Source organism: Kitasatospora sp. NPDC092948 (assembly GCF_044754805.1).
In the GTDB taxonomy this organism is placed as follows: Bacteria; Actinomycetota; Actinomycetes; order Streptomycetales; family Streptomycetaceae; genus Kitasatospora.
The window spans coordinates 1,037,229-1,060,519 of record NZ_JBIVPU010000001.1 but is presented as its reverse complement, the minus strand read 5'-3'; the positions used below and the strand labels follow the sequence as shown (position 1 = coordinate 1,060,519).

At 73.4% G+C, this 23,291-nt stretch carries 18 protein-coding genes; 9 read left to right on the top strand and 9 right to left on the bottom strand.

Annotation, left to right across the window (positions count from 1 at the left end):
- Window positions 1-118: 118 nt before the first annotated feature.
- From ACIQF6_RS04340 to ACIQF6_RS04320, 5 genes are all read right to left on the bottom strand, one after another.
- Window positions 119-883 carry a VOC family protein gene (locus ACIQF6_RS04340; RefSeq protein ID WP_400889923.1) on the bottom strand — a complete coding sequence of 255 codons (765 nt, stop codon included), beginning with the start codon at window positions 881-883 and terminating at the stop codon, window positions 119-121.
- Window positions 880-1,794 carry an NADP-dependent oxidoreductase gene (locus ACIQF6_RS04335; protein ID WP_400889921.1) on the bottom strand — a complete coding sequence of 305 codons (915 nt, stop codon included), beginning with the start codon at window positions 1,792-1,794 and terminating at the stop codon, window positions 880-882. The genes ACIQF6_RS04340 and ACIQF6_RS04335 overlap by 4 nt, the downstream gene beginning before the upstream one ends.
- 143 nt (window positions 1,795-1,937) lie before the next feature.
- On the bottom strand, window positions 1,938-4,163 hold the full coding sequence (locus ACIQF6_RS04330; RefSeq protein WP_400889919.1) for a putative bifunctional diguanylate cyclase/phosphodiesterase: 2,226 nt from the start codon (window positions 4,161-4,163) through the stop codon (window positions 1,938-1,940).
- Window positions 4,160-4,966: an SAM-dependent methyltransferase gene (locus ACIQF6_RS04325; RefSeq protein WP_400889917.1), complete on the bottom strand. Its 807-nt coding sequence runs from the start codon at window positions 4,964-4,966 to the stop codon at window positions 4,160-4,162. Before ACIQF6_RS04325 ends, ACIQF6_RS04330 begins: the two co-directional genes overlap by 4 nt.
- A 216-nt stretch (window positions 4,967-5,182) precedes the next feature.
- Complete coding sequence (locus tag ACIQF6_RS04320; protein WP_400890125.1) at window positions 5,183-7,108, bottom strand: glycoside hydrolase family 6 protein; 1,926 nt, start codon at window positions 7,106-7,108, stop codon at window positions 5,183-5,185.
- A 613-nt stretch (window positions 7,109-7,721) separates the two neighbouring features.
- On the opposite strand from ACIQF6_RS04320, the gene ACIQF6_RS04315 reads away from it, so the two are divergent.
- From ACIQF6_RS04315 to ACIQF6_RS04290, 6 genes are all read left to right on the top strand, one after another.
- Window positions 7,722-8,903 carry a winged helix DNA-binding domain-containing protein gene (locus ACIQF6_RS04315; protein ID WP_400889915.1) on the top strand — a complete coding sequence of 394 codons (1,182 nt, stop codon included), beginning with the start codon at window positions 7,722-7,724 and terminating at the stop codon, window positions 8,901-8,903.
- 489 nt (window positions 8,904-9,392) lie between these two features.
- The gene (gene egtA, locus ACIQF6_RS04310; protein WP_400889912.1) at window positions 9,393-10,655 is read left to right on the top strand and encodes an ergothioneine biosynthesis glutamate--cysteine ligase EgtA; all 1,263 of its coding nucleotides are present in this window, start codon (window positions 9,393-9,395) and stop codon (window positions 10,653-10,655) included.
- Complete coding sequence (gene egtB / locus ACIQF6_RS04305; RefSeq protein WP_400889910.1) at window positions 10,649-11,980, top strand: ergothioneine biosynthesis protein EgtB; 1,332 nt, start codon at window positions 10,649-10,651, stop codon at window positions 11,978-11,980. The genes egtA and egtB overlap by 7 nt, the downstream gene beginning before the upstream one ends.
- Entirely contained in the window at window positions 11,980-12,756 is a 777-nt protein-coding gene (gene egtC / locus ACIQF6_RS04300) for an ergothioneine biosynthesis protein EgtC (RefSeq protein WP_400889908.1), read from the top strand. The genes egtB and egtC overlap by 1 nt, the downstream gene beginning before the upstream one ends.
- A complete protein-coding gene (gene egtD / locus ACIQF6_RS04295; RefSeq protein WP_400889906.1) occupies window positions 12,753-13,742 on the top strand; it encodes an L-histidine N(alpha)-methyltransferase in 990 nt (329 codons plus the stop codon). Before egtC ends, egtD begins: the two co-directional genes overlap by 4 nt.
- A gap of 72 nt (window positions 13,743-13,814) precedes the next feature.
- Complete coding sequence (locus ACIQF6_RS04290; RefSeq protein ID WP_400889904.1) at window positions 13,815-15,017, top strand: aminoglycoside phosphotransferase family protein; 1,203 nt, start codon at window positions 13,815-13,817, stop codon at window positions 15,015-15,017.
- Between the two features lie 160 nt (window positions 15,018-15,177).
- Here ACIQF6_RS04290 and ACIQF6_RS04285 read toward each other — a convergent pair whose 3' ends face one another.
- The 3 genes from ACIQF6_RS04285 to ACIQF6_RS04275 form a co-directional block, all read right to left on the bottom strand.
- The gene (locus tag ACIQF6_RS04285; RefSeq protein WP_400889902.1) at window positions 15,178-15,660 is read right to left on the bottom strand and encodes a DUF3592 domain-containing protein; all 483 of its coding nucleotides are present in this window, start codon (window positions 15,658-15,660) and stop codon (window positions 15,178-15,180) included.
- Between the two features lie 240 nt (window positions 15,661-15,900).
- Window positions 15,901-16,632 carry an MIP family channel protein gene (locus ACIQF6_RS04280; protein WP_400889900.1) on the bottom strand — a complete coding sequence of 244 codons (732 nt, stop codon included), beginning with the start codon at window positions 16,630-16,632 and terminating at the stop codon, window positions 15,901-15,903.
- 447 nt (window positions 16,633-17,079) lie between these two features.
- Window positions 17,080-17,709 carry a TetR/AcrR family transcriptional regulator gene (locus tag ACIQF6_RS04275; protein ID WP_400890123.1) on the bottom strand — a complete coding sequence of 210 codons (630 nt, stop codon included), beginning with the start codon at window positions 17,707-17,709 and terminating at the stop codon, window positions 17,080-17,082.
- 136 nt (window positions 17,710-17,845) lie between these two features.
- On the opposite strand from ACIQF6_RS04275, the gene ACIQF6_RS04270 reads away from it, so the two are divergent.
- The 3 genes from ACIQF6_RS04270 (at window position 17,846) to fabG (ending at window position 21,166) form a co-directional block, all read left to right on the top strand.
- Window positions 17,846-18,994: an acyl-CoA dehydrogenase family protein gene (locus tag ACIQF6_RS04270; RefSeq protein ID WP_400889898.1), complete on the top strand. Its 1,149-nt coding sequence runs from the start codon at window positions 17,846-17,848 to the stop codon at window positions 18,992-18,994.
- 165 nt (window positions 18,995-19,159) lie between these two features.
- Window positions 19,160-20,347: a thiolase family protein gene (locus ACIQF6_RS04265; RefSeq protein ID WP_400890121.1), complete on the top strand. Its 1,188-nt coding sequence runs from the start codon at window positions 19,160-19,162 to the stop codon at window positions 20,345-20,347.
- 60 nt (window positions 20,348-20,407) lie between these two features.
- Window positions 20,408-21,166 carry a 3-oxoacyl-ACP reductase FabG gene (gene fabG / locus ACIQF6_RS04260; protein WP_400889896.1) on the top strand — a complete coding sequence of 253 codons (759 nt, stop codon included), beginning with the start codon at window positions 20,408-20,410 and terminating at the stop codon, window positions 21,164-21,166.
- A 234-nt stretch (window positions 21,167-21,400) separates the two neighbouring features.
- Here fabG and ACIQF6_RS04255 read toward each other — a convergent pair whose 3' ends face one another.
- On the bottom strand, window positions 21,401-23,053 hold the full coding sequence (locus ACIQF6_RS04255; RefSeq protein WP_400889894.1) for an ABC-F family ATP-binding cassette domain-containing protein: 1,653 nt from the start codon (window positions 23,051-23,053) through the stop codon (window positions 21,401-21,403).
- Window positions 23,054-23,291 lie beyond the last annotated feature (238 nt).

Below are 23,291 nucleotides of genomic sequence, written 5' to 3'. Positions count from 1 at the left end.
CCGCGCTGCCACGCAGGTCCGAAGCCGCCCTGCCGCACAGGTCCGAAGCCGCCCCGCCGCCCGTGCGGGCCCGGACTCCGTTCCGTCCGTGCCGGCCCGAACTCCCCTGCTCTCCGGCCTAGTTCTCCGCGTAAGCGACGTGGATGCCGAACGCCGCACCCTGCGCGTCGCGCAGCACGGCGAGGCGCGGGCCGTCGGGGACGTCGGTGGGCGGCAGTGTGACGGTGGCGCCGAGCAGGGCGGCGCGTTCGGCGCTCAGGTCGACGTCGGCGACCGCGAAGTAGGGCATCCAGTATGGCGGGACTTCCGCGGGGAACTGGTCGGCCATGTCCATCATGCCGCCGAAGTCCCGTCCGTCCAGGCCGAATTGGGTGTACATCTCGCCGGTGGTGACGGTCCATCCGAACACCCGGCGGTAGAACGCGACGGCGCCGTTCGGGTCGCGGGTGGCGAGTTCCACCCAGCCGAGCGCGCCGGGTTCGTTGATCACGTCGCAGCCGCGCAGGGTGCCGGGCTGCCAGGCGGAGAAGATCGCGCCGCCGGGGTCGCGGGCGACGGCGAACCGCCCCCAGCCGAGGGCGTCCATCGGCCCGACGACCAGGGCGCCGCCGGCCTCGGTGACGGCGGCGGCGGTGGCGTCGACGTCGGGGCTGTGGAAGCTGATGTTCCATGCGGTGGGCTGGTCGGGCTGCATCAACCCGACGAGCCCGGCGACGAGTTGGTCGCCGAGGTAGAGCCGGGTGTAGCCCATCGCCTTCTCGTCGGGGACGACTTCGGCGCGCCAGCCGAACAGCTCGTGGTAGAAGGTCCTGGCCGCGAGCGGGTCCTTGCTGGACAGTTCGACCCAGCACGGCGCTCCGGGCCTGGAGTCGGTGATCTTCACGGGCGGTTCATCTCCAGGATCAGCTTGCCGCGGGCGTGTCCGGACTCGACCTCGGCGATCGCCTCGGCGGCACGCTCCAGCGGGTACCGGGCGGTGATCTGCGCGTCGAGCTTCCCGGCGGCGACCAGGTCGGCGAGGGCGGTGAGCACGGTCGCGGTGCCGTCGCGCTTCACGTACGCGCCGCCGAGGTCCTCGACGGTGGCGCGGTCCGCGGTGGACACCAGCCGCCCGGGCCGGCGCAGCACCCCGGCGACGTCGCGGACGGCGGTGCCGCCGACCAGGTCGAGGATCGCGTCCACGCCGTCGGGGGCGGCCTGGCGCACCCGCTCGGCGACGCCGTCCCCGTAGCGGACGGGTGTGCCGCCGAGGGCGCGGACGTGGTCGGCGCTGGCGGCCCCGGCGGTGCCGAGGACGGTGATGCCGCGGGCCCGGGCGATCTGGGTGGCGGCGCTGCCGACGCCGCCGGCGATGCCGACGATCAACAGCGTTTCGCCGGCGCGCAGTTGGAGTTGCTGGAGCGCGTCGTAGGCGGTGGCGGCGGCGACGGGCAGCGCGGCGGCCTGGTCGAAGCCGACGGCGGCGGGTTTGCGGGCGGTGGCGCGGGCCGACAGCAGCACCTGTTCGGCGAACGCCCCGGCGGGCGCGATGCCGAACACCTCGTCGCCGACCGCGAAGCCGTCGGCCTCCTCCCCCACGGCCGTCACCACGCCCGCGGCTTCGCTGCCCATCACCAGCGGCGGTTCCGTGGCCGTCCCGAACCAGCCTTCGCGCTTCTTCCAGTCCGCCGGGTTGACGCCGGCCGCCCTGACCTCGATCCGCACCCCGCCCGGGCCGGGCTCGGGCAGCGGGCGGTCCAGGAACTGCTGCTGATCCGGCCCGCCGTACGCGACGAACCCGAATGCCTTCACCATCTCGTCCCGCCTCTTCCTGCTCTCCGGTTCCGCCCCCGACGCCCCTCAGCTTGCCGGGGTACCGGCGGGTAGCCGGGGACGGGTGGGCCGAACGGAAGCACCCGGCGAGGGGCTCGGACCGTGGCGGGAGGGGGAGCCGGGCGTCAGAGCTCGCCGTCGGCCCGCGGGGCGAGGTCCGGCTCGCCGGCGAGTTCGGGCCCGGGAGCCGGGAGTCGGCCTGCCGGGCGGCGGCGGTCGATGCCGCCGGGGCCGGTCTCGGGGAGGAGCTCGGCGGCGCGTTCCGGGTCGCCCTCGGCGATCCGGCGGGCGATCTCGGCGGGCCGCACCGGCCGTCCGAAGTGCCAGCCCTGGGCGAGGTCGCAGCCCATCAGCCGCAGGCGTTCGGCGTCGGCGCGGCTCTCCACGCCCTCGGCGGTGACGGACAGGCCGAGGGTGTGGGCGAGCGAGACCAGGCCGCTGACGATCCGCCAGCCCAGGTGGGTGTCCTTGGCGGGGTCGTGCAGGTCGCCGACGAAGGAACCGGCGATCTTCAGGTTGGACACCGGCAGGTCGCGCAGGTAGGCCAGGTTCGACCAGCCGGTGCCGAAGTCGTCGACGGCCAGCGAGACGCCCATGTCGACCAGGGCGTGCAGCGCCTTGAGGGCCTCGTCCTCGGGGCCGACCACCGTCGATTCGGTGATCTCCAGCTGCAGCATGGACGGGTCGAGCCCGGTGGTGCGCAGGATCCGGTCGATGTCGCCGACCAGTCCGGCGTTGCGGGCCTGCCGGACCGCCAGGTTGACGCTAAGCTTGGGCGCGCGGTCGCCGAACCGGGCAACCCACTCGGCGGCCTGCCCGCAGGCCTGTTCCAGCACCCAGCGGCCGAGCGGCATGATCAGCCCGGTCTCCTCGGCGACGCCGACGAACTCCTGGGGGCTGAGCACGCCCAGCTGCGGGTCGCGCCAGCGCACCAGCGCCTCGACGCCGGTCATCACGCCGGTGGCGAGGTCGATCATCGGCTGGTAGTCGATGAAGAACTCGCCGCGGTCCAGCGCGGCGGGCATCCGCACCGACACCGCGTAGCGGCTGACGGCGCGCGCGTTCTCCTTCGGGTCGAACAGCGTCCACCGGCCGCGCCCGGCCTCCTTGGCACGGTACAGCGTCAGGTCGGCGGCGCGGACGGCCGCGCCGGGCGTGGTGCTGGAGATCCGGCGTTCGAGCACGCCGACGCTGGCGCCGACGGCGAGCCGGTGGTCGCCGATCACCACGGGCTTGGTGAGCGCGGCGAGCACGGTCTTGGCGGCGGCGACGGCCTCCTGTTCGCCGCGGCAGTTCTCCAGCAGCACCACGAACTCGTCGCCGCCGAGCCGGGCCACCATGTGCCCGAGCGGGCTGAGCGCGGACTTCAGCCGGCCGGCGACCACGGTCAGCAGCTGGTCGCCCATGTCGTGGCCGAGGCTGTCGTTGACGACCTTGAAGCCGTCCAGGTCGACGTAGCACAGGCCGAACCGGGCGTCGGGCTCCGGCGACTCGAACAGCCGCTCCAGCCGTTCGAAGAACGCGGCCCGGTTGGGCAGGCCGGTCAGCGGGTCGTGGGTGGCCTGGTGGCGCAGCCGTTCCTGGAGCCGGTAGCGGTCGGTGACGTCCTCCAGCATCGCCACCTGGTACAGCGGCGAGCCGTCGTCGTCGCGGATCAGCGAGACCGTCAGGTGGGTCCAGACCACTTCGCCGTCGCGCCGGTAGTACGGCTTGTCGAACTGGAAGTACTCGCGTTTGCCGCTGATCAGCTCCTCGTAGGCCTCCCACACGCCGGGGGTGTCCTCGGGGTGCATCAGGTCGTTGACCCGGACGCCCTGCATGTCCTCGGGGCCGCCGCCGAAGATCTCGCCGAGGGCCCGGTTGACGGCCAGGATGTTGCCGTCGGTGTCGCCGAGGCCGATGCCGATCGCGGCGGATTCGAACAGGGCGCGGAAGCGGGCCTCGGAGACCCGCAGCGCCCGCTCGATCTCCTGGCGGGCGGCGTCGGCGGCCAGCCGGATCGCCTCCTGCTCGCGCAGGGTGCGTTCGCGCAGCGCCGCCGCCCAGCCGGCCGCGAACGCGCCGGACAGTGCCGGGCCGCGCCCGTCGGGGACGGGTCGGCTCTGGATCAACTGGACGGCGTCCGACAGCAGTTGGGGGTCGGTGAAGTGGTTGTCGATCAGCAGGGCGCCGACCTGCCCGGCGAGCTGCGGGCGGAACGGGTGCTCCGTGGCGGCGCGGTGGAGCAGTTCGGCGGTCCGCGCGATCAACGGGTTGAGGACGCCGGGGCGCACCGCCGCGCCGTGTCCGGTGCGCAGCATGGCCGCCCAGGCGGTGCGGAACCCGTTGTCCGGGGCGGCCGCCTCGTTCATGACAGGCGTCCGACGCCGGCCATCCCGGTCATCCGCTCGGGGTGCGGGTCGACCGCGTCGGCGTCGTCGGGGCGCCACTCGGGCAGGTAGACCACGCCGGGTTCGACGAGGTCGAAGCCTTCGAAGAAGGAGGTGATCCGTTCCCGGCTGCGCATGGTGAGCGGGGTGGGGGTGGCCCGGTAGAGGTCCTGGTGGGAGCCGGCCTGGTCGGGGCGGCCTTCGAGGGAGGCGTGCGAGAGGACCAGGGCGCTGCCGCTGGGCAGGGCTTCGCGGAGCTTGGCGAGGATCTTCTCGGGCTGGTCGTCGTCGGTGACGAAGTGCATCACGGCGTTGAGGATGACGGCGACGGGCTCGCCGGGGGCGAGCAGCTCCTCGACCTCGGGGCGGGAGAGCAGGTCGTCGATGTTGCGCAGGTCGGCGTCGACGACCTGGCACAGTTCGTCGTCGGCGAGGATCAGCCGGCTGTGGGCGACGGCGACCGGGTCCATGTCGATGTAGACCACGCGGGCGTCGGGCTGGTACTCGCGGGCGACTTCGTGGACGGCTCCGAAGGTGGGGATGCCGGAGCCGATGTCGAGGAAGCGGCTGATGCCGTCGGCGGCCACGTACTGGGTGGCGCGGCGCAGGAACGCGCGGTTGGCCCGCATGATCTTCGGCAGGTCGGGCCAGAGCTCCATCGCCTTGCGAGCCATCTGCCGGTCGACCTCGAAGTTGTGCGAACCCCCGAGGTAGTAGTCGTACACCCGCGCGGCGTTCGGCTTGTCGAGGTCGGTCCCTGCGGGCACCCAGTTCGGACGCGCCATGACGGCACCCCTTCCGGCGGGCAATCGATCGAAAAATGGCAACAGGACATAAAGATCTTCCTACACTTCCGATCCGCTCGGCAAGCTCCCTCGTCCGACCGGCCGTATCGGTCGCCGCCGGCCGCGCGGCTTCGTCGGCCTCCGGGCGCAGCAAGGCGGCCGCCGTCCGCCCGCGGGGTGCGCGGGCGGACGGCGGCCGGGTTGCGGAGTGCGCCGTCAGCTGGTGGCGGTGCAGGTCAGGGTGGGCAGGGCGTTGGTGCCGGAGTAGTTGGCGCCGAAGCCGAAGCTGGTGCTGGCGCCGGCGGCGACCGTTCCGTTGTAGGCCAGGTTGGTGACGGTCACGGCCTGGCCGGACTGGGCGAGCTGGCCGTTCCACAGGTTGGTGATCTGCTGGTTGCCCCCGAAGTTCCAGGTGACCTTCCAGGTCGAGATCGCCGAGCTGCCGGCGGTGACGGTGACGTCGGCGTTGAAGCCGGCGCCCCAGTCGTTGCTGACCTTGTAGGCGGCGGTGCAGCCGGAGCCGGTGCCGCCGCCGCCGGACGCCTGGGTGGTGACCACCAGCGCCGCGGAGGCCGGGGAGACGTTGCCCGCCGCGTCGCGCGCCTTGACGGTGTACGAGTACGCGGTCGAGGCGGCGAGGCCGGTGTCGGTGTACGAGGTGGTGGCGGTGGAGCCGACCAGGGCGCCGCCGCGGTACACGTCGTAGCCGGTGACGCCGACGTTGTCGGTGGAGGCGGTCCAGGTCAGCGCGACGCTGCTGGCGGTGGCCGTCCCGGCGAGGCCGGTGGGGGTGCTCGGCGGGGTGGTGTCACTGCCGCCGGACGAGCCGAGCGCCGGGTAGGCGTTCTTCAGCAGCTCCTGGAACTGGGCGGAGAACCAGTGGCCGGCCAGCGGGGCGTTGGGCAGCGCGCCCGACATGTTGTTGTTGTTGCGCGGGTTGCCGGTGTACGTCGGGTCGCACATCCGGTCGAAGCCCTTGCCCTCGTCGTTCGAGATGGCCGAGCTCGCGCCGTCCGACTCGCCCGGGGGCTTCACCCACACGTACGCGGCGATGCCGTCCTCGGGCGCGGCCTTGGGACGTTCGCCGAGGCCCGCACCGGACTGGTTGCACCAGTTGCCGGCCTGGAAGCGGCGGTCGATCCGGCCGCCGTCGATGTAGGCGTCCACCGAGGTCTTCGGGCCCGGTCCGGCCGGCCGGTTGGCGCCGCCCCAGCCGTTGCGCGAGGTGTCGATCAGCATGCCGATGTTGGCGTTGAAGCCGGACGCGACGGCCTTGGTCTTGAACGCCTTGGCGTAGGTCGCCTCGTCGACGTAGTTGTTCCAGTCCACCCACTTCGACTGGCGCACCGAGGTGCCGTTCACCGAGTCGCCGATGGTGAAGTTCGGCTCGTGCAGCGCCGAGTAGTTGGCGGTGTTGGTGATGAAGCCCTGGACGTTGTTGACGGTCGAGCCGGACGCGGTGGCGGCCTGCTTGATGACGTCGATGGCCGGCTGGAGGTTGGAGTCCCAGCCCAGCCAGCCGTGGTGGCCGGCGTCCACGTAGTTGTAGACGTTCGGGATCGCGCCGAGCTTGGCCAGCGCGTAGCCCACGCCGTTCACGTAGTTGCCGTTCGACTTCATGGTGTCGCAGGCGGGGGTGGCGGTGGCGGTACCGCCCGCGTTGGTCACCAGGTTCGGCAGCGAGTCGATCTCGACGGTGGTGACGATCCGCAGGTTCGCGTAGGCCGGGTCGGCCAGGATCGCGGCGATCGGGTCGATGAACTCGCTCTTGTAGCGCGGCAGGTCGGTGGGGCCGAGCTCGCCGTTCGAGGCCAGGGCGGCGCAGTCGCGGCCCGGCAGGTCGTAGATCACGACCTGGAACACGAACGGCTTGCCCGCGGCCTGCTGCACCGCGGAGTTCAGGTGGTCGCGCAGGCCCATCACTCCGTTGCCGCCGGCGATGGCCGCGATGCGGTCCATCCAGACGGCGGTGGGCTGCTTGGAGACCGCCGAACCGCCGGTTTCGGCGGCGGCGTGGGCGGACCACTCGGGGTTCACGTAGACACCGGCGCCGACGAACGGGTTGTCCACGCGGGCAGTCGTCGCGGCATGGGCGGCGGGGGTCGCCGCGGCAATCGGCAGCACGGTCGCGGCGCTGAGCACCGCTGCCGCTGCCGCCGTCCGAAGACGGCGCGTCAGGTTGGCCGACACAGTGACGGGAGTCCTTTCGGGTGGGGGACGGACTCTGCGGGAACACCCCCAATGAATGGGAGCGCTCCCAAGGTTGGACCCGGGGAGGCTTGGGCTCGGCCTGGGAACAACCGATATGAAGCCATGGCCTCCAAGTGTCGTCAAGGACTTGCACAGAAACCGTGGGAGCGCTCCCGTCACGGGAGTGGAACGTCCGCGCCCGGCCGCCCAGTTCACCGCCGTACAGGCCGCCGCGACACCCTTCCAGCCATACCCCGGGAGCGGGCCGGTCACCCGGGTGAAACTTTCACGCGACGGGGGCGCCGAGCGGATGGGGGCGCGTGTTTCCGGTGGTGCGGGGGTGGCCGGCCACGGGGGTTGCGCGGCGCGGGCTGCGAAGGTCTCCGGCGTCGGCGCTGCGGGCCTATTGCGGGTCCACTGCGGGCCTATTTCGGGACGCGGAGGCCGCGTTCCGCGGGTTGCGGGTGGTGCCGGCTCCACGGGTTCCGCGGGTTCCGCGGGTTGCTGGTGGTGCGGCGTGGCAGGCTGGGGCGGCCTGGAGCCGCCGGAGCCCGAGGAGGAACGCGTGCCCACCCGACCGCAGTTCGACGACGACCAGCGCCGCGCCCGGCTGGCCCGGCGGCACCGCCTCGCCCCGCCGGCCCGGGCGGAGCGGGCCGAGCAGGTGGTGGACGACCTGGTCGCCGTGCACGCCAGCGATCCCGCCACGGTCTTCCTCGCCGTCTCGGCCCGACTCGCCGCACCCGGCATCGCCGACACCGAACGCGCGCTCTACCAGGACCGCACCGTGGTACGTCAACACGCCATGCGCAGCACGCTGTTCGCGGTCCCGGTGGCGCTCGTACCGACCCTGTACACCTCCACCACCGCCAAGGTGGTGGCCCGCGAACGCGCCCGCCTGCTCAAGGACTTCGCCGCGTCCGGCCGCGACGCCGCCTGGACCGCGCAGGTGGAGTCCGCCGTCCGGGCGGCCCTCGCCGACCCGTCCGCCGAACTGACCGGAGCCCAACTCAGCGCCGCCGTGCCGCAGTTGCGGGAGACGATCGACTACGGGGTGGGCACCTCCTACCAGGCCGAGCAGCCGGTCGGGATGCGCCTGCTGCGACTGCTCGGGATGGAGGGCGGCATCGTCCGCCGTCGCCCGGTGGGCAGTTGGACCAGCAGCCAGCACCGCTGGGCACTCGGTCCGGCGGCCCCCGAGACCCCCTCCGCCGCCGAACGAGCCTCCGCACAGCGGGAGTTGGCTCGGCGCTGGCTTTCCTGCTACGGACCGGCGACCGAGGACGACCTGACGTGGTGGACCGGCTGGGGCGTCCGCGAGGTGCGCGCGGCGCTGGCCGGCTGCGGCGCCGTGGAGGTCGAACTCACCGACGGTGCAGTCGGGTTCGTCCTCCCCGACGATGTCGAACCGGTCGCGGAGCCGGCCCCGTGGGCAGCGCTGCTTCCGGCTCTGGACCCGACCGCGATGAGCATGAAACACCGCGACTGGTACCTCTCCCCCGAGCACCGCCCGCACCTGATCGACCGCTCCGGAAACCTCGGCCCGACCGTGTGGTGGCACGGCCGCATCATCGGCGGCTGGGCCCAACGTGCGGACGGCGAGGTCGTCTTCGACCTCCTCGCGGACCCCGGCCACGAGGCCCGCGAGGCGGTCACCGCCGAAGCCGCCGCCCTCCGCACCGTCCTCGCCGACGCCCGCGTCACCCCGCGTTTCCGCACCCCGCTGGAGCGCCGCCTCAGCGCCTGAGCCCGGCCCGCCCGCAGCAGGGGGCCGACGACGGCGCTGCGCGCCTGCGGCCCTGTTCCCGGGTGCGCCACGACGCCCGGGACGACCGCACGCCCAAGGTCTCGGCTCCCGCCGGCCGGCGGCGCCGCCGGGCCCGGCCCGGCGGGCGGGGTGTCGCTCCCGCTCGGCCGGGCGGTTCGGCACCGGACAGCCAAGGAGAGTTGATCACTCAGTGTCAAGTCGAACTGGCGATCGGTTTCGGCTTCGGCACGGCCGGTTCCGGCCGCCTGCGGCCGGATTTCGCCCTGCCGCCGGATCGTCCCCGAACCGCTCTCACCCACTTGACCTGCACAACTGTGGACCGGGCAGCGTCAATGTTTGCTCCGGGGCAGACTGAGCAGGAACAACCGGGCCCTAGTCACGTACCGAGGGATGGTGAGTCCGGTGACATCTGTACGCCCACCACAGGCCGATCGACCGGCCGGTTCGACACAGAGCGTTACACCACCGATGGAGTTGACCGAGGCGTCGGCCGAACGACACCTGGGCGCCATCTGTTTCAAGATCGGTCCTCCCGCGCTGGTCGGGGTGGAGGCGGAATGGTTCGTCCATGACGGCCGATGTCCGACCACCCCGGTGGATCCCGCCCGGGTGGCGGCCGCGTTGGCGGTGCTGCCCGAGTCGGCCGACGGCCCGGTGTTCCCGGCGGGCTCGCGGCTGACGTACGAACCTGGCGGGCAGGTCGAGCTGAGCTCCCCGCCCGCCCCCGACCCGGCCGCCTGCGCGGCGGGTCTGAGCGCCGACCAGGCGGTGCTGCGGGCGGCGCTGGCCGCCGAGGGCCTGCGGTTGACGGGCACCGGCACCGATCCGCTGGATCGCGAGCGCCGAATGCAGGCCACCCACCCGCGCTACCGGGCGATGGAACGTTACTTCGGCCGCGGCGGCCCATGGGGCCGGATCATGATGACGGGCACCGCCTCGGTGCAGGTCTGCGTGGACGCGGGAACCGAACGGACCTTACTGGAGCGCTGGCAGCTGGCCCACCGACTCGGGCCGGTGCTGGTCGGCGCGTTCGCCAACTCCCCGCTGCTGGACGGCCGTCCGACGGGCTGGAAGTCGACCCGTCAGCTGGTCTGGTCGCGGATGGACCCCTCGCGCACCCTCGCCCCGCCGCTGCTGACCGATCCGCGCGAGGCGTGGACCCGGTACGTGCTCGACGCGACCGTGCTGTGCGTGCAACGCACCGACGGCCTGCCGTGGGACGCCCCGGCCGGGCTGACCTTCCGCAGCTGGCTGCGCGGCGGCGGCGAGCGCGGCGTGGCACTGGCCGACCTGGACTACCACCGCACCACGCTGTTCCCGCCGGTGCGTCCGCGCGGCCACCTGGAGCTGCGGATGATCGACGCCCAGCCCGGCGAGGGCTGGCGGGTGCCGCTGGCGCTGGTCTCCGCACTGATGGACGACCTGGTGGCCGCCGACGAGGCCCGGGCCGCGCTGGAGCGTCTCGGCCACGCCGGTTCGCGCGCGCCCCGCTCGGGCCTGTGGCGGCGCGCCGCCGCGCTCGGCATGGCCGACGCGGAGCTGCGCCGGGCCGCACTGACCTGCTTCTCCGCCGCCGAGCGGGCGCTCGCCCGCCGCGACGGCCAACTGCGGCCGGCGTTGCTGGAGTTCGCCGAACGCTACCCGGCCAGGGGCCGCTGCCCCGCCGACGACCAGTTGGCCGCGCTGCGCACCGGCGCCGCGCCCGTGCTGCAGGAGGACTCCTCGTGCTGAACGCCGACCGTACCGACCCCGCCGTGCTGCGCGAGCTGATCGCCACCGAGTTGCTGGCCGCCCGGGAGCGCACCGGACTGCTCACGGGGGCCGTGGACGATGCCGAACTGATCGCCCAGCACTCGCCGTTGATGTCCCCGCTGGTGTGGGACCTGGCGCACATCGGCAACCAGGAGGAGCTGTGGCTGCTGCGCAACGTCGGCGGCCGTGACCCGATGCACCCGGAGATCGACCCGCTGTACGACGCGTTCGAGCACCCGCGCTCCGAGCGCCCCCGCCTGCCGCTGCTGCCGCCGGACGAGGCCCGCGCCTACGCGTACGAGGTGCGCGGCCGGGTGCTGGACCTGCTGGCGGCGTCCCCGCTGGAGGGCGCGCCGCTGCTGGACGCCGGGTTCGCGTTCGGGATGATCGCGCAGCACGAGCAGCAGCACGACGAGACGATGCTGATCACCCACCAGCTGCGCCAGGGCCCGGCGGTGCTGGACGCCCCTCCCCCGCCGGCCGCCGACGGCGCCGCGCTGCGTCCCGAAGTGCTGGTCCCCGCCGGGCCGTTCACCATGGGCACCGACACCGAGCCGTGGTCGCTGGACAACGAGCGCCCGGCCCACCAGGTGCACGTGCCGGCGTTCTGGCTGGACACCGCGCCGGTCTCGAACGCCGCCTACCAGGCGTTCATCGCCGACGGCGGCTACCGGGAGCCGCGCTGGTGGACGCCGGCCGGCTGGGAGCACCGGACGGCCGCCGACCTGACGGCACCGCTGTTCTGGACCTCCGAGGGCGGGCAGTGGCTGCGCCGCCGGTTCGGGCACGTCGAGCCGGTACCGCCGAACGAGCCGGTGCTGCACGTCAGTTGGTACGAGGCGGACGCGTACGCGCGGTGGGCCGGGCGGCGGCTGCCGACCGAGGCGGAGTGGGAGAAGGCGGCCCGGCACGACCCGGCGACCGGCCGCTCCCGGCGCTTCCCGTGGGGCGACGAGCCGCCCGGCCCGGAGCACGCCAACCTGGGCCAGCGCCACCTGCGCCCGGCCCCGGTCGGCGCCTACCCGCAGGGCGAGTCGCCGTACGGGGCACGGCAGTTGATCGGTGATGTGTGGGAGTGGACGGCCAGCGACTTCACCGCCTACCCGGGGTTCCGGGCGTGGCCGTACCGGGAGTACTCGGAGGTGTTCTTCGGGCCGGAGTACAAGGTGCTGCGCGGCGGTTCGTTCGCGGTCGCGCCGGTCGCCTGCCGGGGCACCTTCCGCAACTGGGACTACCCGATCCGTCGGCAGATCTTCTCCGGGTTCCGCACCGCCCGGGACGCCGAGGGCGCGGGTGAGGCCTGATGTGTCGTCACTTCGCCTATCTGGGAAGGCCAGTGGCGATCCGCTCGGTGCTGCTGGATCCGCCGTTCGGGCCGCTGCGGCAGTCCTGGGCGCCGCGCCTGCAGCGCCACGGCACCGTCAACGTGGACGGCTACGGCGTGGGCTGGTACGCCGAGGGCGACGAGCGGCCGGCCCGCTACCGGCGGGAGGGGCCGATCTGGGCGGACGGCGACCTGGCGGACCTGGCCCGGGTGGTGCGCTCGCACGCCATCCTCGGCGCGGTCCGGTCGGCCACCCCGGGCTGCGCGCCGGGCCCGCAGGCGGCGGCGCCGTTCGCCGCCGGACGCTGGCTGTTCAGCCACAACGGGGCGCTGCCGGGCTGGCCGGGCGCGTTCGCGCCGCTGGCCGAACTGCTGCCGACCGGTGAGCTGTTGGAGCTGGAGGCACGCACCGATTCGGCGCTGCTGTGGGCGGTGGTGCTGAACCGGCTGCGCTCGGGCGTCGAGTTGGGCAAGGCGCTCGCCGAAGTGTGCCTGGCGGCGTCCGAGTTGGCCGACGCCCGGATCAACCTGCTGGCCACCGACGGCCGGCAGCTGGCCGCCACCGCCTGGGGCGACACGCTGTTCCAGCGCCGCGACGCGGACGGTTCGCTGCTGGTGGCCTCCGAGCCGTTCGACGACGGGCCGGGCTGGTCCGAAGTCCCCGATCGTTCCCTGCTGGTGGCCGATGCGGCCGGCAGCGCGCTGACCCCGCTGGCCCCGATCGGGCCGCACACCCGAGAGGACGCACCACTGTGACCGGATACCGGCTGACTCGCCTGCTGCCCGCCGACCACCTGCACCGCGCGCTGCGCGCGGACGCCCGCGCGGGCCTGACCGGCGAGCCGAAACGGCTGCCGCCGAAGTGGTTCTACGACGCCCGGGGCTCCGAGCTGTTCGAGGAGATCACCCGGCTGCCGGAGTACTACCCGACCCGGGCGGAGCGGGAGATCCTGACCGCGCGGGCCGGGGAGATCGCGGCCGCGACCGGTGCCCGCACCCTGGTCGAACTCGGCTCCGGCTCCTCGGAGAAGACCCGGCTGCTGCTGGACGCGCTGCGCGAGCAGGGCACCCTGGAGCGGTATGTGCCGGTCGACGTCAGTGAGAGCGCGCTGGAGGCGGCGGGGAAGGCGCTGATGGCCGACTACCCGGGGCTGGAGGTCTCCGCGGTGCTCTCGGACTTCACCACCGGCCTCGGCCTGCCGGAGGAGGGCGGCGGTCCGCGGCTGGTGGTGTTCCTCGGCGGCACGCTGGGCAACCTGGTGCCGGCCGAGCGGGCGGTTTTCCTGTCCGGCCTGCGGGCCCAACTGCTGCCGGGCGACGCCCTGTTGCTGGGCACCGACCTGGTGAAGGACCCGGCGGTGCTGGTCGCCGCGTACGACGACGCGGCGGGGGTGACGGCGGCGTTCAACCGGAACCTGCTGGCCGTGCTGAACCGGGAGCTGGACGCGGACTTCGACCCCGAGCTGTTCGCGCACGTCGCGCTCTGGGACCCGGAGCAGGAGTGGATCGAGATGCGGCTGCGCTCGCTGCGGGCGCAGAGCGTGAAGGTCACGGAGCTGGGTCTCGCGGTGCACTTCGAGGAGGGCGAGGAGCTGTACACGGAGGTGTCGGCGAAGTTCCGCCGGGAGCGGGTGGAGCGTGAACTGTTCGCCGCCGGGCTGCGGTTGAGCAACTGGTGGACGGACGAGGAGGGCCGGTTCGGCCTGTCGCTGTCCCGGCCGATGCTGGACGCCTCGGACTGACCGCCCGGCCCGGGCCCGCCCGTCGGCGGTAATTCGCTGGCGGGCGGGCCGCCGCGTCCGGAGAATGCCCGGGTGCAGAACACTGAACAGCGGACGGCGACCGTCCTCATCGCATGGCAGGGTGAACTTCTCGGCGCGGTGGGGCCTTTCACGGCTTCCTCGCCGTACTGGGCGCAGGTCGGGGAGGTGGTGCGGGCGGCGTCGGAGGCGGCCGGGGCACCGGTGGCGCTGCTGCGGATGCTGTCGGTGGCCGGCGGGGAGACCGGCAGCAGCGGCGATGTGGTGTACCTGGCGCAGGCGCTGGAGCGCCCGTCGCAGCCGCTCGCCGCGGCGCCGGCCGTGGCCCTGGACGAGCAGCCGCTGCGGCTGCCGTGGGCTTCCGCGGACGGCCTGGCCACGGAATGGGCGTGGGCGGACGCCGAGTTGGCGTCCCTCGGCCGTCCGCGGACCGGCCCGGTGGAGCAGGTGCGCAGCTGGAACCTGTCGGCGCTGTCCCGGTTCCCGACCGGTGCGGACGCGGCCTGGCTGAAGAGCACCCCGCCGTTCGCGGTGGCCGAGGCCGAGGTGATCGCCCGGGTGGCAAAGGTCGATCCGGAGCTGGTGCCGCAGGTGCTGGCCGCGGACGGCCGGCGAATGCTGATGGCGGACCTGCCGGGCGTGGACTGCTGGGGGCTGCCGGAGGACGGCATGCTGAGCGTGGTCGACCGGTGGGCGGCCGTCCAGGCGGCCGTCGCCGCGGACGGGCCCGACGGGTTGACGGACCGTTCGCCCGCGGCGCTGGCGGCGCTGTTCCCCGCGCTGCTGGAGCGGCTGCGGCCGGAGCTGGACGACGAGGAGTACCGGCAGGCCCTCGAACTCGCCGACCGGCTGCCCGCCCTGGTCGACGAACTCGCCGACTGCGCGCTGCCGTTGACGCTGGTGCACGGCGACTGCCACCCGGGTAACTGGCGCTGGGACGGCGAGCGCGGCGTCGTCCTGGACTTCTCCGACGCGATCTGGAGCCACCCCGCTCTGGACGGCCTGCGCCCCGACCCGTTCCTCTCCCCCGAGCGCGCCGCCACCGTCCGCGAGCGTTGGGCCGCCGCCTGGCAGGCCCTCGTCCCGGGCAGCGACCCGCTGCGCGCACTGAAGCCTGCCGCCCCGCTGATGCACCTGCACTACGCGCTGCGGTACCAGGAGTTCCTGGACGGCATCGAGCCGAGCGAGCGCCCGTACCACGCGGGCGACCCGGTCGCCTCGCTGCGCCACGCGCTGCGCAACGCGTCTGCGCAGTGAGCGACTTGGGGCCGGACGGAGCCGGCCTGGAGCCGTAGCCGGCGCCTCTGTGCCTGCCGCCTGACGGCCCGGCCCGGCCGCTGCCGGGCGCGGGCGGCAGCGGGCGGCAGCGACCGGAAACCGGCCGGAAGCGGGCGGCAGCGGGCGGCAGCGGGCGGGGTCAGTGGATCCAGGTGCGCGGGTTCGGCACATCGATCGAATTGGGGCTGAGGCTGATGGCCAGTCCGACCAGCCCGCCCGCGATCAGCAGTATGCACAGCACCCAGCCCGCGATGTCCTCGCCGGGGCCGCGATCGACGGCCACGGCCCTGTCCGGACGCTCCGGCAGATAGCGGACCTCGATCCGGTCGCCGACGGCGCGGCGGCGGCCGTTCCGCTCGTCCAGCCGGAACTCGCGGCCGTCCAGGGTGCGGAACGCGAGGATGGTGTGGTGGGTGGTGGTGGTGCTGCGGTTGTCGCCCACACCGCTGGTGCTCTCGGTCTTGTAGGTCGCCAGCACGACCGCCTCGGCGGCCAGGCCTTCGGCGAAGGTGCGCCGCACTCGGTCGACCTGGCGGGCGTTGGCGATGCCCGCGACGATGCCCAGCGCCACGAAGGCCAAGGAGGCCAGAATTCCCGCGGTGCTCGGCCCGTGATCCGTCATCCCGATTCCCCCCATCGGTCGCGGCGGTTCCGCACGAAGGAACGGTGCTCCGCCTCCCGCAGGACGTCAACCGGCCTTCCGGTAACGGTTTGTGACGCCTGATCACATCGTCTTTGCGGACGCGGGATTCGAGCCCGACCGGGGATTCTCCGAGGGTGGCGCCGGCGCGGCGCAGCACCTGACAGCGGCGGCCGGGACCGTGGTGACGGCCCCGGCCGCCGCTCGGCCGTCGTGCGGGAGCTACGCCCGCGCGTCGGTGAGCACGGCTTCCGCCACCGGAAGGTTCGGCTGCGGGTGGGTCACCAGGTGGATGCCCGCCGCCAGTGCGCCGCCGACCAGCGGGGCGAGCAGGAACAGCCACAGCTGGGAGAGTGCGTCGCCGCCCGCGAACAGCGCCGGGCCGAGGCTGCGCGCCGGGTTGACCGAGGTGCCGGTGAGTGGGATGCCGACCAGGTGGACGACTGCCAGGGCGATACCGATCGGCAGCCCGTCGAAGCCGACCGCGGCCAGTCGGTGGGTGACCGCCAGCACGACGTACACCAGCAGGAAGGTGAGGACGACCTCGGTCAGGAACGCCCCGCCGGCGTTGATGTGCACCTGGGAGCGGTCGCCCCAGCCGTTGGTGCCGAGCTTGCCGTGGGTCTCCAGCCCGGGCACCTGCTTGGCCAGCAGCAGGACGAGCGCCGCACCGGCGATGCCGCCGAGCACCTGCGCGACCCAGTACGACACGGCGGTGCGTCCGTCGATCCGGCGGGCCAGCAGGAAGCCGAGTGTCACCGCCGGGTTCACGTGGCAGCCGGATATCGGGCCGAGCGCGTACGCCAGTGCGAGCAGCACGAAGCCGAAGGCCAGCGCGATGCCGACCGTGCCGATCGCGTCCCCCGCGAGCACCGCGGCGCCCACCGCCAGCAGAACCAGCAGCAGCGTCCCGAGGAACTCGCCGATCACCGCCCGCCTGTTCGTTCCACCCATACGCCTGGTCCTCCTGACCGTCAGGGCAGGCGGACCCGGTGCCGCCCACGTCCGGCCAACCCTGGTCGACCGTTCGAGTGACCGCATGTCGGCCGGACGGCGCAGCGCCGTGTTCACGGCGCGTCCGCCTGCCGAATTGCTCCGAACGGATGAAACCGTACGGAAACGGAGAGGCTAATGCAAAACGTAGGTAAAACGGACAGACGCGGACAGGCCGGGCGCATGTGCCTGGCGGAACGTCAGACTGTCGACTCCGGACGGCCTGTGCGGCGCACCCTCACGCGCGGCCGGACGGCGTGTGCGGCAGGTTCGGCGGGCGCTCGGCCGGCAGGTCGCGGCGACGCAGGCTGCGGTGGCACAGGTCGCGGCGACGGCGGCCACGGCGCTCCACCGCCGCGTGGGGGTGCCGAGTCCGGAGAGGCTCGGACCCGGGGCGGACTGCGAGCGTCAACCCAGCCGCTGGTAGCGGAGTTCGAGCCCGTCGAGGAGGGCTTCGAGGCCGGTTTCGAAGGCGCCCTCGTCGACGGCGCGCCGGTGTTCGGCGAGGCGGTGGGCGTCGGCGAGTCGGGGGTAGTCGGCGGTGTAGAGGGTGGCGTCCTCGGGGAAGCCGGCGGCGAACGAGCCGAGGGCGGAGCCGGTGATGAAGTAGCGCATCAGGGCGCCGATCCGGGTGGCCTGGCCGCGGGGCCAGCCGGCGTCGACCAGGCAGCCGAAGACGGCGTCGGCGAGGCGCAGCGCGTGGGGGCGGCGGCCGGGGCCCTGGGCGAGGACGGGGACGAGGTGGGGGTGGGCGGTGAGGGCGGCGCGGTAGGAGCGGGCCCAGTCGCGCAGGGCGGTGCGCCAGTCGTCCGGCGCGTCGAACATGGTGAGGTCGACCTCGCCCATCACACTGTCGACCACGGCGTCCAGGAGTTCGTCCTTGGTGGCGAAGTGGTTGTAGAGGGAAGGCCCGCTGACCGAGAGTTCGGCGGCCAGGCGGCGGGTGGAGAGGGCGGGCAGTCCCTCGGTGTCGACCAGGGCGAGTGCGGCGGCGACGATCCGGTCCCGGCTGAGCAGGGGGGTGCGCGGTCGGGCGATCTTGGCCTCCTCGGGGCGCGGGCCGGCGGAACCGGCCCATTGTGTCAGGCGGCCTCTTCCGCGCGGGGCGGGGGCGGGCTACAGTCGCCGTAAAACTTGCACCGCTAGTTTATTGGGACTGTCGAGGGGTCGCCGCGTGGACCTGGAGCTGACCGAGGAGCAGGCCGCCGCACGGGAGTTGGCGGCCGGGTTCACCGACCGGGAGGTCGTGCCGTTCGCCGCCGAGTGGGACCGGGCGGAGTCGATCGACCTGGGGATCGTCAAGAAGCTCGGCGCTCTGGGCTTCCTCGGGCTGACGCTGCCGGAGGAGTACGGCGGCAGCGGCGGCGACCACCTGGCGTACTGCCTGGTCCTGGAGGAACTCGGGCGCGGCGACTCCTCGGTGCGCGGGGTGGTGTCGGTCTCGCTGGGCCTGGTCGGCAAGTCGATCAACGCGTTCGGCACGCGGGAGCAGAAGCGGCAGTGGCTGCCGCGGCTGTGTTCGGGCGAGGCGCTGGCGTGTTTCGCGCTGACCGAGCCCGGTACCGGTTCGGACGCCGCGAATCTGACGACTCGGGCGGTGCGGGACGGCGGGGACTGGCTGATCTCGGGCTCGAAGATGTTCATCACCAACGGGACCTGGGCCGAGGTGGCGCTGGTGTTCGCCCGTACGGGTGAGCCCGGACACCGGGGGGTAAGCGCTTTCCTGGTGCCCACCGACACGCCCGGGTTCACCCGCACGCTGATCCACGGAAAGCTGGGCCTGCGCGGCCAGGCCACCGCCGAGCTGCACTTCGACGCCGTCCGGGTGCCGGACTCGGCGCGGCTCGGCGACGAGGGCAAGGGCTTCACGGTGGCGATGGCGGCGCTCGCCAAGGGCCGGATGTCGGTGGCGGCGGGCTGCGTCGGCATCGCGCAGGCCTCGCTCGACGCGGCGGTGCGGTACGCCGGCGAGCGCGAGCAGTTCGGGAAGTCCATCGCCCACCACCAGTTGGTGCAGGAGCTGCTCGCCGACATCGCGGTGGACGTCGACGCGGCCCGGATGCTGACCTGGCGGGTCGCCGACCTGATCGACCGCGGGCTGCCGTTCGCCACCGAGTCCTCAGTGGCGAAGCTGTTCGCCAGCGAGGCGGCGGTACGGTCCGCGAACAATGCGCTGCAGGTGTTCGGCGGATACGGCTTCATCGACGAGTACCCGGTCGGCAAGTACCTGCGCGACGCCCGCGTGATGACGCTCTACGAAGGCACCAGTCAGATCCACAAGCTGCTCATCGGGCGTTCGCTCACCGGGGTCAACGCCTTCTGACCTCCAACGGGTAAACGCTTTCCACCCCCACGGGGTAAACGCTTTCCGGCCCTCTCCGGGGTCGACGCCCACCGGCCCCTACCGGGGTCGACGCCTCCTTCCGGAGCCGCTCGCCCACCAGGTGACGGCTCTTCGGGAACCATCGTGGAACAGGAGCTCGACGAAGTGCTTCCGGTCTTCATCGCCGCCGCCCGCCGCACCCCGATCGGGCGGCTGCGCGGCGCACTGTCCGCCGTCCGGCCCGACGACCTGTCGGCAGCGGTACTGCGCGGGCTGCTCGACCAGGTGCCGGGGCTGGACCCGGCGCGGATCGACGACGTGTACTGGGGCGCCGCCAACCAGGCCGGCGAGGACAACCGCAACCTGGCCCGGATGGCGGTGCTGCTGGCCGGGCTGCCCGATTCGGTGCCGGGCGCGACCGTCAACCGGCTGTGTGCGTCCGGGATGGAGGCCGTCACCACGGCGGCCCGGGCGATCGGCTCCGGCGAGGCGGACGTGGTGGTGGCGGGCGGCTGCGAGTCGATGAGCCGCGCCCCGTTCGTACTGCCCCGCCCGGACGAGGCGCTGCCGCACAAGTTGGAGACCTTCGACACCCGGCTCGGCTGGCGCCTGACCAACCCGCGGATGCGCGACCTGCACGGCGTGCTGTCGATGGGCGAGACCGCCGAGGAGGTCGCGGCCCGCTACCGCATCACCCGCGAGGCACAGGACGCGTTCGCCCTGCGCAGCCACCGACTGGCCGCGCAGGCCCGGGAGTCGGGCCACTTCGATGCCGAACTGCTGGCCGTGGAGCGCCCGGACGGGGTCCTGGTGGAGCACGACGAGTCGATCCGCCCCGACACCACGGCGGAGAAGCTGGCCAAGCTGAAGCCGGTGTTCCGGGCGGGCGGCACCGTCACCGCGGGCAATGCCTCGCCGATGAACGACGGCGCGGCGGCGCTGCTGCTCGTCAGTGAACGAGCCCTGGCGGAGCTGGACTTGGAGCCGCTTGGCCGGTACGTGGCGGGCGCTTCGATGGGTGTGCACCCGGACGTGATGGGCATCGGTCCGGTCCCGGCGACCCGGCGGGTGCTGGAGCGCGGCGGCTGGAAGTTGCAGGACGTGGAGACCGCCGAGTTCAACGAGGCGTTCGCGGCCCAGGCGCTGGCGTCCGTCGGCGAGTTGGGCATCGACCCGGAGCTGGTGAACCCGTCCGGCGGGGCGATCGCCCTGGGCCACCCGCTGGGCGGCTCGGGCGCCCGGATCCTCACCACGCTGCTGCACCGGATGCGCCGCACCGGCGCCCGGCGCGGACTGGCGACGATGTGCGTGGGTGTCGGCCAGGGCTCCGCGGTGCTGGTCGAGCGGGACTGAGATCGGAAGACGTCGAAAGACATGGCGATGGTGATGGCGATGCATCAGGAGGGTGTGGCTGTGGGCAGGTTCGACGGCAAGGTGGCGGTGGTGACCGGCGCCGCGCAGGGCATCGGGGCGGCGACGGCACGGCGGCTGGCCGAGGAGGGTGCGGCGGTGGCCGTCGTCGACCTGACGGCGGAGCGCGCCGAGGGCACCGTCAAGGAGATCGTCGCGGCGGGCGGCACGGCGCGGGGGTTCGGCTGCGACGTGGCCGACTACGAGGCGGTGGAAGCCGTGTTCGCCGCCGTGGTCGAGGAGTTGGGCGGGGTGCACATCCTGGTGAACAACGCCGGGATCACGCGCGACAACCTGTTCTTCAAGATGCCGAAGAGCGACTGGGACATGGTGCTGTCGGTCAACCTGACCAGCGCCTACAACTGTTCGCACGTCGCGCAGCGGTACTTCGTGAAGCAGAAGTACGGCAAGATCGTGTCGTTGAGCTCGCGTTCGGCGCTGGGCAACCGTGGCCAGGCGAACTACGCGGCGGCGAAGGCCGGCATCCAGGGTCTGACGGCGACGCTGGCGATCGAGCTGGGCCCGTTCAACGTCAATGTGAACGCGGTCGCGCCGGGCTACATCGCGACGTCGATGACGGCGGCGACGGCCGAGCGGGTCGGGGCGACGCCGGAGGAACACCAGGCGGAGGTCTCGCAGCGCACCCCGCTGCGGCGGGTGGGCCTGCCGGAGGAGGTCGCCTCGGTGGTCGCGTTCCTGGCGAGCGAGGACGCGTCGTACGTGAGCGGGCAGACGCTGTACGTCAACGGCGGTGCCCGGTAGTCGACTTGGCGCGCCTGGACGGTCGGCGAATTGGCGTTCCGGGCGGTAGGCGATTCGGCGCGCCGGACGGTAGGTGATTCGGTGCGCCGACCGGTGGACGACTTGGCGCGCCGACCGGCCCGGGCCCGCGACGGGTCCGGGCCGCGTCCGGACCGGGTCCGGACCCGTCGCGGGTCCGGGCCGCGTCCGGCCGGGTCCGGGCCGTCACAGGTCCGGGCCGGGTCCTCCTGCGGGTCACGGGTTCAGGGTGATCTCCCGGCCCTGCCAGCGTCGGCGCAGCCAGCGGTCGTGGCCGGCCACCACGATCGCGCCCGGGCCCTTGCCGCCCATGGCCTCCTCCAACTCGTCGCAGAGCAGCGGGGAGAGGTGGTTGGTCGGCTCGTCGAGCAGCAACAGCTGCGGCGGGCGGGCCACCAGCAGGGCGAGGGCGAGGCGGCGGCGCTGACCGACCGAGAGATCCCCGACGGGGCGGTCCAGGTCGGCGGCGGCCAAGAGGCCCAGCGAGGACAGCGGGACGCGCTCGGCCCGTTCGGGGCCGAGGGTCAGCGCGTAGGTGTCGTGGGCGCTGCGGTCGGGTCGGTCGAACACGGTGTCCTGGGTGAGCAGCCCCACCGTCAGATCGGGCCGCCGGTGGACGTGCCCGGCCGCTTCGAGCCGGCCTGCCAGGACGGCGAGCAGGGTGGACTTGCCCGTGCCGTTGGCGCCGGTGATCAGCAGGCGCTCGTCCGCGGCCACGTCCAGGTCGTCCAGCATGAGTCGGCCCGGCACCCGGACCTGGTGCAGCGTCACCAGTGGGTCGGGGTCACTCTCGGCCGGTCCGGTGGCGAGGACGTCCGGGGCGAAGCGAAGCGGGGCGGGCGGCTGTGGCACCTGGCGGCGCTCCAGGTCGGCGAGCCGGCCGGCCGCGTCGCGCACCCGGCGGGAGATCTGCTGCTGCACCCGACCGGCCCGGTGGCCGTAGCCCATCTTCTCGTTGTCGGTGGGCCCGCGGTCCGGCGCGAGCCGATGCGCGGTCACCCCCGCCGCGCGCCTCAGCTCCGTCAACTCGATCTGTTCGGCGGCGAATTGACGCTCCCATTGGTGTCGACGAGCCCGCTTGACGGACAGGTAGGCGCGGTAGCCGCCGCCGAATCGGACCGGACCGTCCACGGCCGGGTCGAGGTCGATCAGGTCGGTGCAGACCGCATCGAGGAACGCCCGGTCGTGGCTGGCGACCACCACCGTGCCGGGCAGCGCACGGAGTTGTTCCTCCAGGAACGCGGCGGCGCCGTCGTCGAGGTGGTTGGTCGGCTCGTCGAGCAGGACGGCCGCGGGCCGACGCACCAACAGGGCGGCGAGGGCGAGCCGGCCGCGCTGGCCGCCGGACAGCGAGCCGAGAGTGCGCTGCGGCGCGACGGCTCCCAGGCCGAGCCCGTCGAGCAGCAGGTCGGCGCGGCGGTCGGCGTCCCATGCCTCCCGGTCCTGCGCCTGCTCCAGCCGGGCCCCGTACGCGGCCAGCAGGCCGGGCAGGCGCGAGTCTCCGTCCGGGGGTTCGGTGAGCTCGGCGAGTTCGGCGAGCCCGGCGACTTCGGCACCGAGACGGTCGAGTTCGGCGAGGTCGGCACGGGCCTCGCGCAGCGCGTCGTCCAGCACGTCGGCGACGGTGGCGACATCGTCGAACGGCATTTCCTGGTGCAGGTACCCGAGGTCGTCGGGCCGGCTGACACTCCCCCCGTCGGGCTCGTCCACGCCGGCCAGCACCCGCAGCAGCGTGGACTTGCCGCAGCCGTTCTCGCCGATCAGCCCGAGACGCCGCCCGGGCGCGACGGTCAGCGACAGTCCGTCGAGGATCCGGCGGCCGCCCAGGATCCGAACCAAATCGTGGGCGATCAGGGCAGGTTGAATCATGGTGGAACTCCAATACGGTCGAGGTCGGGCAGTCGAGGTCGGGCAGTCGAGGCCCGGGCCTCGGATCGGGCAGATCAACTCGCCGGGCGAACAAGGCTGGTTGCGGCATGGACGGTTGAGCGGCGAGCACTCGCCGGGGCAAGCCGCCGCAGGCCAGGGCCACCGGCTGGGCAGCAAGCGGGCTCACCCCACCCAGCGGGGGCGGAGCGCGCCGAGACGCGGCGGCCCCCGCACGCTC

Bases quoted from the DNA above. Each gene is read 5' to 3' on its own strand.
- ACIQF6_RS04335 (WP_400889921.1), bottom strand. From the start codon at position 1,794: ATGGTGAAGGCATTCGGGTTCGTCGCGTACGGCGGGCCGGATCAGCAG.
- ACIQF6_RS04330 (WP_400889919.1), bottom strand. From the start codon at position 4,163: ATGAACGAGGCGGCCGCCCCGGACAACGGGTTCCGCACCGCCTGGGCG.
- ACIQF6_RS04325 (WP_400889917.1), bottom strand. From the start codon at position 4,966: ATGGCGCGTCCGAACTGGGTGCCCGCAGGGACCGACCTCGACAAGCCG.
- egtA (WP_400889912.1), top strand. From the start codon at position 9,393: ATGGAGTTGACCGAGGCGTCGGCCGAACGACACCTGGGCGCCATCTGT.
- egtC (WP_400889908.1), top strand. From the start codon at position 11,980: ATGTGTCGTCACTTCGCCTATCTGGGAAGGCCAGTGGCGATCCGCTCG.
- ACIQF6_RS04285 (WP_400889902.1), bottom strand. From the start codon at position 15,660: ATGACGGATCACGGGCCGAGCACCGCGGGAATTCTGGCCTCCTTGGCC.
- ACIQF6_RS04280 (WP_400889900.1), bottom strand. From the start codon at position 16,632: ATGGGTGGAACGAACAGGCGGGCGGTGATCGGCGAGTTCCTCGGGACG.
- ACIQF6_RS04255 (WP_400889894.1), bottom strand. From the start codon at position 23,053: ATGATTCAACCTGCCCTGATCGCCCACGATTTGGTTCGGATCCTGGGC.